10 protein-coding genes and 2 tRNA genes are annotated in these 15,730 nt (G+C 58.8%); 8 read left to right on the top strand and 4 right to left on the bottom strand.

Going from position 1 to position 15,730, the window contains the following annotated elements:
• Positions 1 to 375: 375 nt before the first annotated feature.
• Positions 376 to 4,386, bottom strand: a complete 4,011-nt coding sequence (purL, locus tag P353_RS11430) for a phosphoribosylformylglycinamidine synthase (RefSeq protein WP_034369236.1) — start codon at positions 4,384 to 4,386, stop codon at positions 376 to 378.
• A 179-nt stretch (positions 4,387 to 4,565) separates the two neighbouring features.
• On the opposite strand from purL, the gene map reads away from it, so the two are divergent.
• The 3 genes from map to P353_RS11415 all read left to right on the top strand — a co-directional run bounded on the left by map (position 4,566) and on the right by P353_RS11415 (position 8,546).
• Positions 4,566 to 5,378 (top strand): type I methionyl aminopeptidase, encoded by an 813-nt coding sequence (gene map / locus P353_RS11425; RefSeq protein WP_034369233.1) that lies wholly within the window; start codon positions 4,566 to 4,568, stop codon positions 5,376 to 5,378.
• 190 nt (positions 5,379 to 5,568) lie between these two features.
• Positions 5,569 to 8,211: a [protein-PII] uridylyltransferase gene (locus P353_RS11420; protein ID WP_052084834.1), complete on the top strand. Its 2,643-nt coding sequence runs from the start codon at positions 5,569 to 5,571 to the stop codon at positions 8,209 to 8,211.
• A gap of 74 nt (positions 8,212 to 8,285) precedes the next feature.
• Positions 8,286 to 8,546 (top strand): hypothetical protein, encoded by a 261-nt coding sequence (locus P353_RS11415; protein WP_003056528.1) that lies wholly within the window; start codon positions 8,286 to 8,288, stop codon positions 8,544 to 8,546.
• A 64-nt stretch (positions 8,547 to 8,610) separates the two neighbouring features.
• Here P353_RS11415 and asd read toward each other — a convergent pair whose 3' ends face one another.
• Positions 8,611 to 9,474 carry an archaetidylserine decarboxylase gene (asd, locus tag P353_RS11410; RefSeq protein WP_034350012.1) on the bottom strand — a complete coding sequence of 288 codons (864 nt, stop codon included), beginning with the start codon at positions 9,472 to 9,474 and terminating at the stop codon, positions 8,611 to 8,613.
• Between the two features lie 410 nt (positions 9,475 to 9,884).
• On the opposite strand from asd, the gene infA reads away from it, so the two are divergent.
• Both infA and P353_RS11400 read left to right on the top strand, forming a co-directional pair.
• Positions 9,885 to 10,142 (top strand): translation initiation factor IF-1, encoded by a 258-nt coding sequence (gene infA, locus P353_RS11405; RefSeq protein WP_003056533.1) that lies wholly within the window; start codon positions 9,885 to 9,887, stop codon positions 10,140 to 10,142.
• Between the two features lie 71 nt (positions 10,143 to 10,213).
• Positions 10,214 to 10,290: transfer RNA gene (locus P353_RS11400), tRNA-Pro, on the top strand.
• 537 nt (positions 10,291 to 10,827) lie between these two features.
• Here the strand turns inward: P353_RS11400 and P353_RS11395 are convergent.
• Both P353_RS11395 and P353_RS11390 read right to left on the bottom strand, forming a co-directional pair.
• Positions 10,828 to 10,904 (bottom strand) — tRNA-Met (locus P353_RS11395).
• A 168-nt stretch (positions 10,905 to 11,072) separates the two neighbouring features.
• Positions 11,073 to 11,270, bottom strand: a complete 198-nt coding sequence (locus P353_RS11390) for a CsbD family protein (protein ID WP_034369934.1) — start codon at positions 11,268 to 11,270, stop codon at positions 11,073 to 11,075.
• 1,331 nt (positions 11,271 to 12,601) lie between these two features.
• Between P353_RS11390 and P353_RS29530 the strand changes: the two genes are divergently transcribed.
• The 3 genes from P353_RS29530 (at position 12,602) to P353_RS11375 (ending at position 15,561) form a co-directional block, all read left to right on the top strand.
• A complete protein-coding gene (locus P353_RS29530; RefSeq protein ID WP_196354048.1) occupies positions 12,602 to 12,751 on the top strand; it encodes a hypothetical protein in 150 nt (49 codons plus the stop codon).
• A gap of 925 nt (positions 12,752 to 13,676) precedes the next feature.
• On the top strand, positions 13,677 to 14,300 hold the full coding sequence (locus P353_RS11380; RefSeq protein WP_232776424.1) for a TetR/AcrR family transcriptional regulator: 624 nt from the start codon (positions 13,677 to 13,679) through the stop codon (positions 14,298 to 14,300).
• A gap of 70 nt (positions 14,301 to 14,370) precedes the next feature.
• Positions 14,371 to 15,561, top strand: coding sequence for an NAD(P)/FAD-dependent oxidoreductase (locus P353_RS11375; protein WP_034369223.1), 1,191 nt, complete (start codon positions 14,371 to 14,373; stop codon positions 15,559 to 15,561).
• Positions 15,562 to 15,730 lie beyond the last annotated feature (169 nt).

Genomic DNA, 15,730 nt, shown 5'->3' with positions numbered 1-15,730 from the left:
ACATGCACTGTGTCAAGGCCTTGGCAGTCGGCTGCGGGTCGGAGACTCGGCCACTGACGACACTTCATCTGAAAGGCCCGCTGTCAACAAAATAGAAGACTGCAAGAGATGCTGTCTGGCGGCCGAGGAACAGCGTCGAAAGTGATCCAGCAAAAGCTGTTCGCTGGCATCCTCCGCGGGCAAATCTGACTGACGCTGACCGCAGCACATCAACACCTGCTGCGGCAACCGCAGCAAGGTACTCGCTATCTGGCTTTCGTTCGTCTTTCTCATAGTGCAGTTGAGCCTGCAACCGGGCTCTGTGAAAGCCATGAGATATGAAAAAAGGCTCTGCAGAATGCAGAGCCTTTTGATTGCACTAGAAGTGCCAGGGAATCAACCCAGCCACTTGCGGGCGTTGCGCCAGACGCGCATCCAGGGGCTGAACTCGGACTTGTCGCCCGAGGTCCAGCTCATCTGCACATTGCGGAACACGCGCTCGGGGTGAGGCATCATCGCGGTGAAACGCCCATCGGCGGTCGTCACTGCAGTCAAGCCACCAGCCGAGCCGTTGGGGTTGAACGGATACTGCTCGGTCGGCTGGCCGTGGTTGTCCACATAGCGCATGGACTTGACCACCTGCTGGGCATTGCCACGGAACTGGAAGTTGGCAAAGCCCTCGCCATGCGCCACGGCGATGGGCAGACGGGAGCCGGCCATGCCTTGCAGGAACAGGCTGGGCGACTCCAGCACTTCCACCATGCTCAGACGCGCCTCGAAGCGGTTGCTCTGGTTTTGCGTGAAGCGCGGCCAATCCTGCGCACCGGGGATGATGTCGGCCAGTTCGGCGAACATCTGGCAGCCGTTGCAAACGCCCAGGCCGAAGGTGTCGCTGCGACCGAAGAAGGCCTGGAACTGCTCGGACAGACGGTCGTTGAAGGTGATGGAGCGTGCCCAGCCAATGCCCGCACCCAGGGTGTCGCCATAGCTGAAGCCGCCACAGGCCACCACACCGGCGAAGTCCTTGAGCTGCGCACGGCCGGACTGCAGGTCGCTCATGTGCACGTCCACCGCATCAAAGCCGGCTTCGGTGAAGGCGTAGGCCATTTCCACATGGGAGTTCACGCCCTGCTCGCGCAGCACCGCCACGCGAGGCTTGGCAGCCACGTTGATGAAGGGCGCTGCCACGTTCTCCTGAGGGTCGAACGTCAGATGCACATGCATGCCGGGGTCGGTGGGTTCACCCGCCGCAGCATGCTCGCTGTCGGCGCACACGGGGTTGTCGCGTTGCTGGGTGATCTTCCAGCTCACGGCATCCCAGACCTGGTGCAGATCGGACAGGGTTGCGCCGAACACCTTGTTCGCATCGCGCCACACCTGCAGCTCGCCCTTGCCGGCGTCCACAGCGGACGAAGCAGGACGGGTCTTGCCGATGACATGGCTGCACTGGATCAGGCCATGTTCGCGCAGCACCTGCAGCACTTCGGCACGGTCCTCGGTCCTGATCTGCAGCACGGCGCCCAGCTCTTCGTTGAACAGCGCGCGCAAGGTCAGGTCTTCGCGGCGACCGGAGACCTGCTTGCCCCAGTTCTTGCCTTCGCCGCTGTCCATGCGGCTGTCGGAGATGCCGTCGCCTTCGGTGATCAGCATGTCCACATTCAAGGCCACGCCCACATGGCCGGCAAAGGCCATTTCGGCGGCCGTGGCCAGCAGGCCGCCGTCGCCCCTGTCGTGGTAGGCCAGGATCAGTCCCTTGGCGCGCAATGAATTCACTGCGTCCACCATGGCGATCAGATCCTTGGGCTCGTCCAGATCCGGCACTTCGTTGCCCGACTGATTGAGCACCTGACCGATGATGGAGCCGCCCATGCGCATCTTGCCGCGACCCAGGTCGATCAGCACCAGGGTGCTGTCTTCCACCTCGGCGTCGAGCTGGGGCGTGAGCGTGCTGCGCACATCGTCGATGGCGGCAAAGCCGGTGATGATCAGGCTCACGGGCGAGGTGACCTTCTTGGTCTGGCCGTTCTCGCTCCACTGGGTACGCATGGACAGGGAGTCCTTGCCCACGGGAATCGAGATGTTCAGCGCGGGACACAGCTCCATGCCCACGGCCTTGACGGTGGCGTACAGCGCAGCGTCTTCGCCGGCTTCGCCGCAGGCGGCCATCCAGTTGGCCGACATCTTCACCTTGGACAGCTCGATGGGTGCGGCCAGCATATTGGTGATGGCTTCGGCCACGGCCATGCGGCCCGAGGCGGGCGCGTTGATGGCGGCCAGCGGTGTGCGCTCGCCCATGGCCATGGCTTCACCCTTGAAGCCCTTGTAATCTGCCAGGGTCACGGCCACGTCGGCCACCGGCACCTGCCAGGGACCGACCATTTGGTCGCGATGGGTCAGGCCGCCGACGGCGCGATCGCCGATGGTGATCAGGAAGCGCTTGGAAGCCACCGTGGGGTGGGCCAGCACTTCGATCACGGCCTTTTCCAGCGGCACGCCGGTCAGGTCCATGGCGGGCAGTTCGCGCTCCACGCTGGTCACATCCTTGTGCACCTTGGGCGGCTTGCCCAGTAGCACGTTCATGGGCATGTCCACGGGGAACTTCTGGTCGCCGGACTCGACCCCCGTGTCCTCCAGCACCAGCTGGCGTTCTTCGGTGGCCGTGCCGATCACGGCAAACGGGCAGCGCTCGCGCTCGCAGAAGGCCGTGAACTGCTCCAGCGATTCGGGAGCGATGGCCAGCACATAGCGCTCCTGCGATTCGTTGGACCAGATTTCCTTGGGCGACAGGCCGGACTCTTCGAGCTTGACTGCACGCAGGTCAAAGCGTGCACCGCGCCCGGCATCGTTGGTCAGCTCGGGGAAGGCATTGGAGATACCACCGGCACCCACGTCGTGGATGGCCAGGATGGGGTTCTCGGCGCCCTGCTGCCAGCAATGGTTGATGACTTCTTGCGCACGGCGCTCGATCTCGGGATTGCCGCGCTGCACCGAGTCGAAGTCCAGTTCGGCGGCATTGGTGCCCGAAGCCATGGAGCTGGCCGCCCCGCCGCCCATGCCGATGCGCATGCCGGGGCCGCCCAGCTGGATCAGCAGCGTGCCCGCCGGGAACTCGATCTTCTTGGTCAGCTCGGAATCGATCACGCCGAGGCCGCCGGCGATCATGATGGGCTTGTGGTAGCCGCGAGTGATGTCGCCGACCTGCAGTTCGTACTCGCGGAAATAGCCGGTCAGATTGGGACGACCGAACTCGTTGTTGAACGCCGCGCCGCCCAGAGGGCCTTCGATCATGATCTGCAGCGGGCTGGCGATGTGCTCGGGCTTGCCCACTTCGCTGCCCCAGAGCTTGGAGACGGTAAAGCCGGTCAGGCCGGCCTTGGGCTTGGAGCCACGGCCGGTTGCGCCTTCGTCACGGATTTCGCCGCCGTTGCCGGTCGATGCGCCGGGAAAGGGCGAAATCGCCGTAGGGTGGTTATGTGTTTCCACCTTCATGAGCACATGGTTGGTAGCCGCCTGCTTCTGATAGCTGGGAGCGCTGATTGCGTCTGCCTTGGCATCGAACTTGGCGACAAATCGCTCAACCTCATGGCCTTCCATGATGGAAGCGTTGTCGGCATAGGCCACCACGGTGTGCTGGGGCGAGCATGCTTCGGTGTTGCGGATCATGCCGAACAGCGACTTTTCCTGCTCCACGCCGTCGATGGTGAACTTGGCGTTGAAGATCTTGTGGCGGCAATGCTCGGAGTTCGCCTGCGCAAACATCATCAGCTCCACGTCCGTGGGATTGCGCTTGAGGTCGTTGAAAGCATTGACGAGATACTCGATCTCGTCTTCGGCCAGGGCAAGGCCCCATTGTTTGTTCGCTAATTCCAGCGCTGCGCGGCCACCGCCCAGCACGTCCACAAACTCCATGGGTTGTGCAGCCAGGGTGGTGAACAGTTGCTCGGCCTCTGCGCGTGTCGCAAACACGGACTCGGTCATGCGGTCGTGCAGCAAAGCGGCGACCTGAGCGGTTTGCTCTGTCGACAACTCGGGCTTGCCGCCCAGCAGGCCGGACTTCATTTCCACGCGATACTCGGTCATGCGCTCCACACGGAACACATTCAGGCCGCAGTTGCGGGCGATATCGGTCGCCTTGGAAGCCCAGGGAGAGATAGTGCCCAGACGGGGGGTAACGATGAAGGCCAAGCCGTCCGCACTGCCCTTATAGGGGTCACCATAAGTCAAGAGCGCCGACAGGCGCTCTTGCAATGCGGGCGCAACTGCGCCCTCGGTGGCAACCAGGTGCACAAAGCGTGCAGATACGCCGGTGATCTTGGGGTGGATGGCGACCAGATCGGTCAGAAGCTGTTGGGCGCGGAACGAGCTCAGGGCGTTTCCACCCTCAAACTGTGTCAGATGCAATGTCACGTGGCGGCCTGTTTATGTGAAGGCTGTTGAAAAGCGACCTGGCCAATCCCCTGCCTGAGGGGACCCGGCCAACTCGCTGAATTCGGTGAGCCTCGGATTTTACCGTGCCTCGGGGTTAGTCCGAATGCTCACACCCACAAGCCCTGCATGTTCAAGCGCGCAATGGGATAATTGCGGCCATGAGCATCACACTGAAGACTCCCGAAGACATCGAGCGCATGCGCGTTGCAGGCCGCTTTGCTTCGGATGTGCTGGACTACATCACCCCCCACATCAAGCCCGGCATCACCACCCAGCAGATCGACGATCTGTGCGCCAAGCGCATGGCCGAGCAAGGCACCAAGACCGCCTGCCTCGGCTATCAGCCCCCGGGCATGACGCCCTATCCGGCCTATGTCTGCACCTCGGTCAACCATGTGGTGTGCCACGGCATCCCCAACGACAAGCCTTTGAAGAAGGGCGATATCGTCAATGTCGACGTGACCATCATCACCGAAGACGGCTGGTATGGCGACAACAGCCGCATGTTCATCATCGGCGAAGGCACGATTGCCGCCAAGCGTCTGTCCAAGTTGACCTTCGAGGCCATGTGGAAGGGCATTGCCCAAGTCAAGCCCGGCGCCACGCTGGGCGATATCGGCCATGCCATCCAGACCTACGCTGAGGGCAACAATCTTTCAGTGGTGCGTGAATACTGCGGCCACGGCATCGGCAAGGTGTTCCACGACGAGCCCCAGGTGCTGCACTATGGCCGCCCCGGCGAAGGCGTGGTCCTGGAAGAAGGCATGGTCTTCACCATCGAGCCCATGCTGAATCTGGGCAAGCGCGACATCAAGGCCATGCCCGACGGCTGGACCGTGGTCACCAAGGATCGCAGCCTGACCGCCCAGTGGGAGCTGATGCTGGCCGTTACAAAGACCGGCTATGACGTGCTGACCTGGTCCGATGGCTCACCCACTCCGCCCGACTTCATCACGGCCATCCGCACCTGAGCGCGCTGCTGCCGCTGATCTGCATGCCGCATCCGGCCAAAGCTGGATGCGGCATATTTTTTGCTTGTAGACCTTGTGCTGCAAGCGCCATGCGCTCATCTTTTTGCCATCACAGGCCTCAAGCCCAAGTCAGTTGGGTTAAGGTGACGCTCAAGCACTTGCCCTGTTGAAACGCTTTTTTCTACTGCGCATGACCTCATCTGCCCACTCCTACGCCAACTCTGCCGACGCCTCCGACCTCTCCTCGCTACAGAGCCTGCGCGAGCAATACCGCGAGGCAAAGGCCCGGCAGATGGAGTTGCTGCGCAACCCCACGCTGGGCAGACGCAGCGTGCGCGGAGTGCTGCACCATTTCAGTGAACTCGCCGACGGTCTTCTGCGCACTCTCTGGCAGCGCGCGCAGATGCCGGAAGGTGCAGCCCTTCTGGCCGTGGGCGGATATGGGCGCGCCCAGCTCTTTCCCTATTCGGACATCGATGTGCTGGTGTTACTGCCCCAAAGCAGTGCACAGCCGGCTGCGGAATTGGCAGCCAGCATCGAGCAGTTCATCAGCAGTTGCTGGGATGCAGGCCTGGAAATCGGCTCCAGCGTGCGCAGCATTGCCGAATGCCTGCAGGAGGCTGCGCAGGACCTGACGGTGCAGACCGCCATGCTGGAGTCACGCCGCATCACGGGCAGCAAGGCCTTGTTTGCCGACTTCGAGCAGCAGTTCCGCGCGCAACTTGATCCCAAGGCTTTTGTCGAAGGCAAGCTGCTGGAAATGCGCCAGCGCCACGCCAAATACGACTTCACGCCCTATTCGCTCGAGCCCAACTGCAAGGAATCGCCCGGCGGGCTGCGCGATCTGCACACCATGCTCTGGCTGGCCAAGGCCGCAGGCTTCGGCAACAGCTGGCATGAGCTGGCTGAGCAAGACCTGATCACCCATTTCGAGGTCCAGCAGCTCGAATCCAACGAATCCCTGCTCAGCCTGATCCGTGCCCGCCTGCACGCCACCGCCGGCCGCCATGAGGACCGGCTGGTCTTTGACCTGCAGACCGCCGTGGCCGAAGCCTTTGGCTACCGCTCCACCACGCCGGAGGGCCGCAAGCTGGCCATGCGCGCTGGCGAGACCCTGATGCGCCACTATTACTGGGCCGCCAAGGCGGTGACCCAGCTGTGCCAGATCGTGCGCATGAGCATCGAAGAGCGCCTGAACCCCGGCTCGCACGAACTGATTCAACTCAATGATCGCTTCTGTGAGAAGGCCGGCACCATTGAGGTGGTCAGCGACGATCTGTACGAGCGCGATACGCATGCCATTCTCGAAACCTTTCTCATGTATGAACAGCATGAGGGATTGACGGGTCTGTCGACGCGAACCCTGAGAGCGCTGTATGCCAGCCGCAATGTGATGGACAGTGCTTTCCGTCGCGATCCGGTCAATCGCGCCACCTTCATGAAAATCCTGCAGCAGCCGCGCGGTATCACCCATGCCATCCGGTTGATGAATCAGACCTCGGTACTGGGCCGCTATCTCTGGCCCTTCCGCCGCATCGTGGGACAGATGCAGCATGATCTGTTCCACGTCTACACCGTGGACCAGCATATCCTGATGGTGCTGCGCAATGTGCGACGCTTCTTCATGGCCGAGCATGCCCATGAGTATCCGTTCTGCTCCCAGCTCGCCGCAGGCTGGGACAAGCCCTGGATTCTGTATCTGGCCGCCATCTTCCACGACATCGGCAAAGGCCGTGGCGGCGATCACTCCGTGATCGGTGCCGTCGAAGTCAAGCGCTTTTGCCGTGCCCACCAGATCGACAAGGCCGATGCGGAGCTGGTCGAGTTTCTGGTGCGCGAGCACCTGACCATGAGCCAGGTGGCCCAGAAACAGGATCTGTCCGACCCCGATGTGATTCGCGCCTTTGCCGAACGCGTCGGCAACGAGCGCAAGCTCACCGCCTTGTACCTGCTGACGGTGGCCGACATTCGCGGCACCAGCCCCAAGGTCTGGAGCGCCTGGAAAGGCAAGCTGCTGGAAGATACCTACCGCCTGACCCTGCGCGTGCTGGGTGGCCGCGCCCCGGATGCCGCCGCCGAAATCGAAGCCCGCAAGCGTGAGGCGCTGGTACAGCTGGCACTGTCCGCCCAGCCCTTCGAGTCCCACAAGAAACTCTGGGAAACACTGGATGTGAGCTACTTCATGCGCCATGAAGCGGCCGACATCGCCTGGCATACCCGCCATCTCTCACGCCATGTGGGTCAGGGTAAGCCCGTGGTACGCGCCCGGCGGTCGCTGGCCGGTGAAGGTCTGCAAGTGCTGGTCTACGCACCTGATCAGCCCGATCTGTTTGCCCGCATCTGCAGCTACTTCGACCGGGCCGGGTTTTCCATCCTCGATGCGCGGGTGCACACGGCCAACAACGATTACGCACTGGACACCTTCCAGGTCGTCGCACCCACCATGCAGGAGCAGTACCGCGAGCTCATGCACATGGTGGAAAGCGATCTGACCCAGACCCTGCTGCACGGCGGTCCTCTGCCCACGCCATCGCAAAGACGGCTGTCGCGCCGCGTCAAAAGCTTTCCGTTCGCTCCGCGCGTCATCCTGCGCCCCGATGAAAAAGCCCAGCACTGGCTGCTGTCCATCTCCGCGTCAGACCGCGCCGGCCTGCTCTACATCATTGCCCGCATCCTGGCCCAGCACCATATCAGCGTGCATCTGGCAAAGATCAGCACCCTGGGTGAGCGCGTGGAAGACACCTTCCTCATCGAAGGCCCTGAACTGCAGGACAACAACAGCCAGTTGCGCATGGAGACCGAGCTGCTCAAGGCCCTGGCCCAGCCCGGTTGAACCAGGCCCGGCAATTCGGGCTTTAGTTTGGTGATTCGCTGCCGATAAGCAGTCACCACTACTACGGAAAGCCCATGCAGCTCGCCTCCAATGAAGTTGCGGCATCGCCGCCCACCACACGCAGTGGCCTGTTTCATATGCCGTTGTTTCGCCCCGGCACCGAGGTCACTCAGAATGGCCGACGCGAAATCGTCAGCCATGTCATCTTGCGCAGACGCGAACTGATGGTCTACCTCCGAGGTCACGACGACCCGGTAAAACCCGATCGCCTGAGTCTTGCCCCCACAGTGTTCACCACCGAACGCAGGCCCGAGCCGCTGACCTGGTTTCTTTGATCCATCAAAACAAGAAAGCCGCTGAGCTCATGGCATCAGCGGCTTTTTCTATGAAACCCGGCTATCAGCCCAGCTTGATCTGGGCGTTGGCCATGACCTGACCCAGTTGCACCGGCGCCGCTGGCTGCCACTGCGGATTGAACTGCAGGCCTGCCGCTTGTGGAAACAGCATGACCACCGTGGAGCCAAGCTGAAAGCGGCCCATCTCCTCGCCGCTAGCCAGCGTCACTGCTTCGGCACCTTCGTAATTCCAGGTCTTGATATGGCCTGGGCGCGGCGGGTTGACCAGGCCGTGCCACACCGTGGCCATGCTGCCAACGATCGTCGCGCCCACCAGTACCAGCACGAAGGGGCCATGGTCGGTATCAAACACGCAGACCACGCGCTCATTGCGCGCGAACAAGCCGGGTACGCCACGTGCGGTAACCGGGTTCACCGAGAACAGATCCCCTGGCACATAGGTCATGCTGCGCAGCTTGCCGGCACAAGGCATATGAATGCGGTGATAGTCGCGCGGGCTCAGATAGATCGTGGCAAAGCTGCCGTTATCGAACTGACGGGCTAGAGCCGCATCGCCTCCCACCAGGGCGGTCGCACTGTATTGATGCCCCTTGGCTTGAAATATCTGCTCGCCTTCGATCCTGCCGAACTGGCTGATCGCACCATCTACCGGGCAAATCCAGTCCGCCTGCGCCAGAGGGCGAACGCCGTCCTTGAGCGCACGTGTAAAAAAGGCATTGAAAGTCTTGTAGGCGGCAGGATCGGGATTGGCGGCCTCGGCCATGTTCACCTGGTATCGCTGGATAAAGCGGCGAATGACCGCCGTCGTCAATCCGCCAGCCTCGGCTTGCGCCAGTTTTCCCATCAGCGCGGTCAGCGCCTGCTTGGGCAAGAAATATTGGGAAAGTACGGCAAGTCGATCAGACACAATGGAATTTTGCTATCAAAGTTATAGAGCTGTCGAACAGGATTCTAGCCAAGACCACGGCAGCGGCGGCTGTCTTTGAGGGCTACAGGCGTTTTCCCCCATCCAGGCCACCACCCGGGCACGACATCTCAATGATGCAAGCGTCATGACAAAGACCCATACCCCCGTCTCATCGCTGCGACGCTTTACCCATTTATGAGGGCATAAGCGAAGGCGAGACGCTACAATTCCAATGTTTAGCTGAATGCTGCTTCACAGCATAGCTTGATTGGATATCGGCCTTTTGTTCGGTCTGCGCAAACAGCGCAGCGCCCTTGCCACATTGAGGCCTGAGCACTTGTACTGCTCAGGCCTTTTCCGTGGTGATGACGAGCAAGCGCCGCAACTGACCTTTTCTGAGAGATTGAACAATGGCCAAGGAAGAACTGATTGAAATGCAAGGCTCCGTGACGGAAGTCCTGCCTGACTCGCGTTTTCGCGTCACGCTGGACAACGGTCACCAACTGATTGCCTATACCGGCGGCAAGATGCGCAAGCACCACATTCGCATTCTGGCCGGCGACAAAGTGTCTTTGGAAATGTCGCCCTACGACCTGACCAAGGGCCGCATTACCTTCCGCCACCTGGCCAACCGTGGCCCGGCCCCCACGACACCTCGTTCAAAATAAATAGCGCCTCGCCATTAAAAATTCGACACTTTCAAAAAATGAGCAATTTTTTGTAGTTAGAATAGAGGCTTCGGAGCGTAGCGCAGCCTGGTAGCGCATCTGCTTTGGGAGCAGAGGGTCGCGAGTTCGAATCCCGCCGCTCCGACCAAATGACAAGGGGTTAGATCGAAAGATCTAACCCCTTTTGTCTGTCTATGCTTTGCAACCTTGCCGACTTATACGCGCCATCATATTTATTTGTGGCTCGGCAGGCCAAGAACCGCCTTACCCCTCTAAGGCCAGCACGGAGCATTGATGCTTTGCGCCCTCATGGCAAGAAAACCGGCTGCCTCCGCAACTCCAGCTTCCACACCTTCGGCCAAAGGTGACACATGCAAGAGCTCTCCGTGAGCAATGAAGAAGCCCTCTCATCACCCGTGCGGCATGCCACCTGAGCGTAGCCTTGGCTGGCTCAAGGGAACAAGAAAAGCCGACGAGACAAAGCCCTGGCCGCAGCAACCAGCTCTCGGCTGGCAGAAGGCAAAAGAAAAAGCCCCGGCTGCTACAGCCAGGGCTTTGGAATTGGCGCCAGGGGTTAAGCCATCTTTCAGTGCTACAACCTGAACCTAGCGATGCGTATCTTGCTCTCGAAATATGACAGAAAGATGGCAAAAAAAGCCCTGACCGTTTCCGACCAGGGCTTTATTGGTTGCGAGGGCCGGATTTGAACCAACGACCTTCGGGTTATGAGCCCGACGAGCTACCAGACTGCTCCACCTCGCGATATTCCGCGTCGGGGGCCGACCACCATTCCTAGGCGCCAGCATGATTTCCCCGACGGTTGCATTGTAGCACACATGTATAAATTCACAGCATGAATAGATATTCAGTAATGAACCACGCCAGAAAGCAACACAAAAATCAGCTGGCTGGCCTAGCGGACTTTGCTCATTAGAGCTCGTGCAGCTTATTTTTTGCAACCTCTTGAATCGCTTCTTTCAGATCACCGACCTTCTTCCGAGCGGCACCTTCAACCTGCTTTGCGATCCCCCTGGCTTCTTGTTCAGGACTGTCTATGAGTTCACCAAATCTCTCCTGAACCCTACCTGCAGCATCCTTCAGCGCACCCTTGGCTTGATGAGTATTAATGATGCCCTCCCTATGAACAAAGCCGCGAAATGCGGCTTGGGTCAAAGTTAAGCGCAAGCGAGGCCTACGGCCGCGGGAGCAGCCAGGGCATCCATGCGGTACAAGCCCTTACACGTTATCAACGTGCCCACAACGGTAAACGCAGAAGGCGCCAGCGGATCATGCCTGGGACTTGGGCCACTCCGCTGACTACCGCCAGGCAACCAGGACATACGCCTCAGTGTCGCGATGAATGGCCACTATAGAGGCATGCCTTATCAGGATACGTCAGCAGCATACGAAATATCAACCAGAGGGAACGCAGACCATGGATTCGACATCATGCCAGCGCTGGCCAGGCGCCAGCGCACAGAGTTCAAGTGCTCCCTCTTCAGGGCACAGGCTACAAACAGCAAATGATGGAACTTCATGGACACGGCTTGCAGTGCAAGCTGAGCCTGTCTAGCGCCAGTCCGGAAATTGATGATTCATCTTCCAGCGGCAGAGACTGGTACCGTTCCTCGGCACTGACACATCGCAACCTCTTCCAACGCGCCTGAACCCAACACCCGTATCTATCCAGCAACTCTTGGAGCAATTCAGTTTCATGCCTCCAAGCATTGGCCCTTTCTTTCTATAGTCCTGAGAATCGCACGGTTATTTGCAAACGATTCTCAATTGCGTTTATGATTCATCTCATGGTGCAGCGAATCGCTGTACCGCCTCTTCATCGTGGGGCGCTGACAAGCGAGGGCTTGCAGCGTTTTAGCTAGCCAGCGGCCCTCTCCTATTAGCCAAGCCTTTTTTCCACGATCGAGCCAATCAAGTCGGCAACCACCGCAGCACAGCCAAACACCGTTGCGCAATCACAAGCCTGCCTCTCATCTGGAGCACAGGCCAGAGCTTCTCGACTGCGTCATCACGCGCCGCGCATGGCTGACAGAGTCCAGCACCAGATTGACTGCAAAGCATCCGGCAACAACCCGGCTATCGCCGCTACTGATACGCCGCCCTGCATTGCGGCGACGAGCCCGCAGAGGATGAAAAACCATGGCCAAACCGCTTGGCGCCATCGCGCTTGCTGTCTACCCTCCGCAGCAGCGATACGCTGATTTGCTGGCCCGGCTTGGGCGGATACCGACTTCAGCCCCCTGGCGGTGCGATCCGAGTCACTGCACGCGCTGCCTTTTTCTGCCCGGGCAGACAGCCTAATAACCGGACGACAGGACCGTACGATGCCTGCTTGAGAATCTGTAGGCACACCTCACGGCTTACATTCCTGTCAACGAACTGACACAGTCAAACGTTAAAAAGGGACACATCAGCTTCCATCCACCCTTCAAGGAGTAGCCATGACCTACCTGTACGCCGCCTATCCAGAACTCAAAGCGACGATTCAAGAGATCATGACGCCAATGCCTGACCCGCGCTCCCCCGAAGAAGTTCTGCGGATGCTGTCCCAGAACCCTCCCGAAGGCGAGTACAGCGTCGACGCTTTCTAAACAGTCTTCAGATAAACCAAGCCACCTCAAAGGTGGCTTTTTTGTGTTTCAGGCCTGGCGTCGACCGTTCCCACGTCCGCTGTGGCGCTTATGCCCGCGCGATGACCACCCAAGACCGATGACCATGATGCTTGTGGCCGTGTGGATGCCCGTAGAACCCATCATGGTAACGGTGCCCTTAACCATGTCCATGGTGTGCATGGCAGCCAGACAAGAACAGTGCGAATGCCGAGATTCCAAGCAACTTTTTCATAGCAATAGGTCTAGGTTATTCCATCGCTTACAGGTATTTGACGTGTAAGCAAGCGAAGCTCCTGCCCACACCTCGCCAGCCTTGAACTGGTTTTTTGTTTCTGTAGTCTCACATGAACCTGACTTTCTGACTTTGGTGAAGCACAACAGCCCCCTATCTCCAAAGACCAGGATGGCTGCAATACGAGTCCAGGAATGCAGCTTGAGCATCAGAAGCGCCTTATCGGCAGTGCCAATACCGTGTCGGAGCACAAGGGCTGGCACGTCTCGGGTATCAAGCCCTGAATGCAGGAGGACTCAAGGCATGCCCAAGAGTGGCGTTGCCGGATAGAGCAAAAGACACGTGGAGCAAAAAGCTGATGACAGATCCCCCCCGAGACGGCTATTCTGATTCCAGAAATCGAGAAGATGCTCGCCCGGAACCGAAACCCATTCACGTTGTGTTTGTGCTGGCTGATATGGCCACCGCACTCATCCGCCGGGTAGCCAGATACGACACCGAACCCATCAGATAGAGAGCCCTATAGAGCCTCGACCTCTTTATACAAAAGCAAAGGTAAAAGGCGAAAGGCCTGCTCGGCCAAATTTCAATCTCCAGAAATTGAGAAAATTCGACTGTCTGTAAACAGGGTTTACTCCCGTTTTTCCATATCATCACTGCGTGAAAAATAGAATGAAGATTCATTCTATTTTTACAATGCAAAAAGAAACCTGGACATTCTTTCCAAATGCCGGCTCCCGCCATATTCAAACGCTTAGCGTGGCTCTGAGGCTTTTTGTAAGGAATGGCTTCTTTAACACTTCAATCCAAGAGTTATGCACCGAGGCTGGAGTTTCTATCGGCTACTTCTACAACCATTTCACTGATAAAGAAGGCATTGCTCGGGAGCTGTATCGACACCTGCTCGCCCGCATGAATGTGCTGCTGGATGTCATTGAAGTGCAGTACGCAAGCAGCCGCGAACGCTGTGAAGCCGTACTGCGCATGTTGTTCGCTTTGACTGAAGCCGAGCCTGATGCAATGGGTTTTGTGGTCAACGCACGTCACCGCGAGTTCCTGCCAGAGGAGCAAGCGATCTGCTCCGCTTCTGCATTTGTCCGTATGCGTGGCTTTGTGTTCTCGGGCATGAAAGACGGCGAGATTCGCTCAATGGAACCCATGGTTGCGGCCAGTTTGATGTATGGCAGCGCAATTCGCATTATTTGCCTGCGTCTTGACGGACTGGTGGACACACCGCTCGCACAGCTCTTTGACTCGTTGTGGGAAGGAGTCTGGCGCTCACTTCGACCCGATTGAGCTTGGTTTCCCGAACCGGCACCTATCGGGGTCGGCCATTTTCCGACTGAACGTAAAAAGGAGTAGCAGGATGGCGCATCACATATTGATCATTGGCGGCGGCATTGGCGGAACCATGACAGCCAATCATCTAGTCATCAAGTTGTATCCAGAATTGCTGAGCGGCAAGGTGCGCATCACCATGCTCTCTAATTCTCCCTGGCACTATTACAAGCCAGCCTTTATGTATGTGGCTTTCAATGCATTCTTCCGGGACGAGCTGAGGCGTAAACAACGCGGACTGCTGAGGCCTGAAATCGACTTTCAAGTTGAGGAAGTGGAGAACTTCTATTTTGCGGCTCAATCAGTCCAATGCAAAAGCGGAAAGCGCTTTAATTACGACCATCTTGTGATATCCACAGGCTGCGTTCCTTCCCCAGAGCGCATTGCTGGCTTGGCCGAGGGCGGTGACCATTTCTACCAGCATGGACCTGCCCGCCAATTGGCCGACAAGCTGACTCGTATCGAGAAGGGCCGAATATTCATCACCGTGACCTTCCCCAAGACCCCGAACGTCCCCCACCAGTGTGGCATCGCACCAATCGAGACGACCCTGATGCTCGACGATCTGTTACGCCGCCGCGGAGTGCGAGACAAAGTGGAGATCATCTATACCTACCCCACGGTATCGCAACTGCTGCGCAACTGCCTGTTCCTTCAGAGGGATACCTGCGAGATCCTCCCGACAGTGTTCGAGCAGCGCGGCATACGTTATCAGCGCGGGTTCACGTTGTCGCACGTGGACCCCGACGCAAAGATCGCCTATTCGGAAGAGGGCGGGTCAGAAGACTTCGACATCCTCATGGCCACTCCACCCATTCGCGCAGTACAGGCCGTACGCGATAGCGGTATGTCCCAGGCACAGGATGGCGAAGGTTGGCTCCCCACCGACCACGAGACGATGCAAATGTTAGGCACTTCGAATGTCTACGTGCTCGGCGACACCGTGGATCTTCCTGTCAGCAAGGCCGGTGGCTCCTGCCACAGCCAGTCACCTGTTGTCGTCAACAACATCGCATCGCAGATCCGCTTCGACCGTACCTGCGACGCATACGACGGCCGAGTTGTAGCCATCGCACAGATGGGGCTCGATGACGGAATGCCTCTTTGGTATGACTACAAAGTAGATGTCAAGCCAACGCCTCCCACCAAGATCGGCGGAATGATGCGCAAGGGTTTCAATCGAGGCCTGTACTGGGCAGTAGCACGTGCTCTGGTCTAAGCCAGCTTCATGGATACACACAAGGAGATTCGCGATGAATAGCACTACCGATATTCCGATGGCCGAGCACGAATCTGCCATGAAACTCAGTGCAGGTCTGCTGAGCGACGATGCCGCTCTTCAGGGTTTGGCCGAACTCATGGCCAAACTCGAGCCTCTATTGGCAGGG

Source organism: Comamonas testosteroni (genome assembly GCF_000761245.1).
Classification (GTDB): Bacteria; Pseudomonadota; Gammaproteobacteria; order Burkholderiales; family Burkholderiaceae_C; genus Comamonas; species Comamonas testosteroni_C.
Note: the sequence above shows the minus strand (reverse complement) of the source record. Positions and strands in the feature narration are given on the sequence as shown.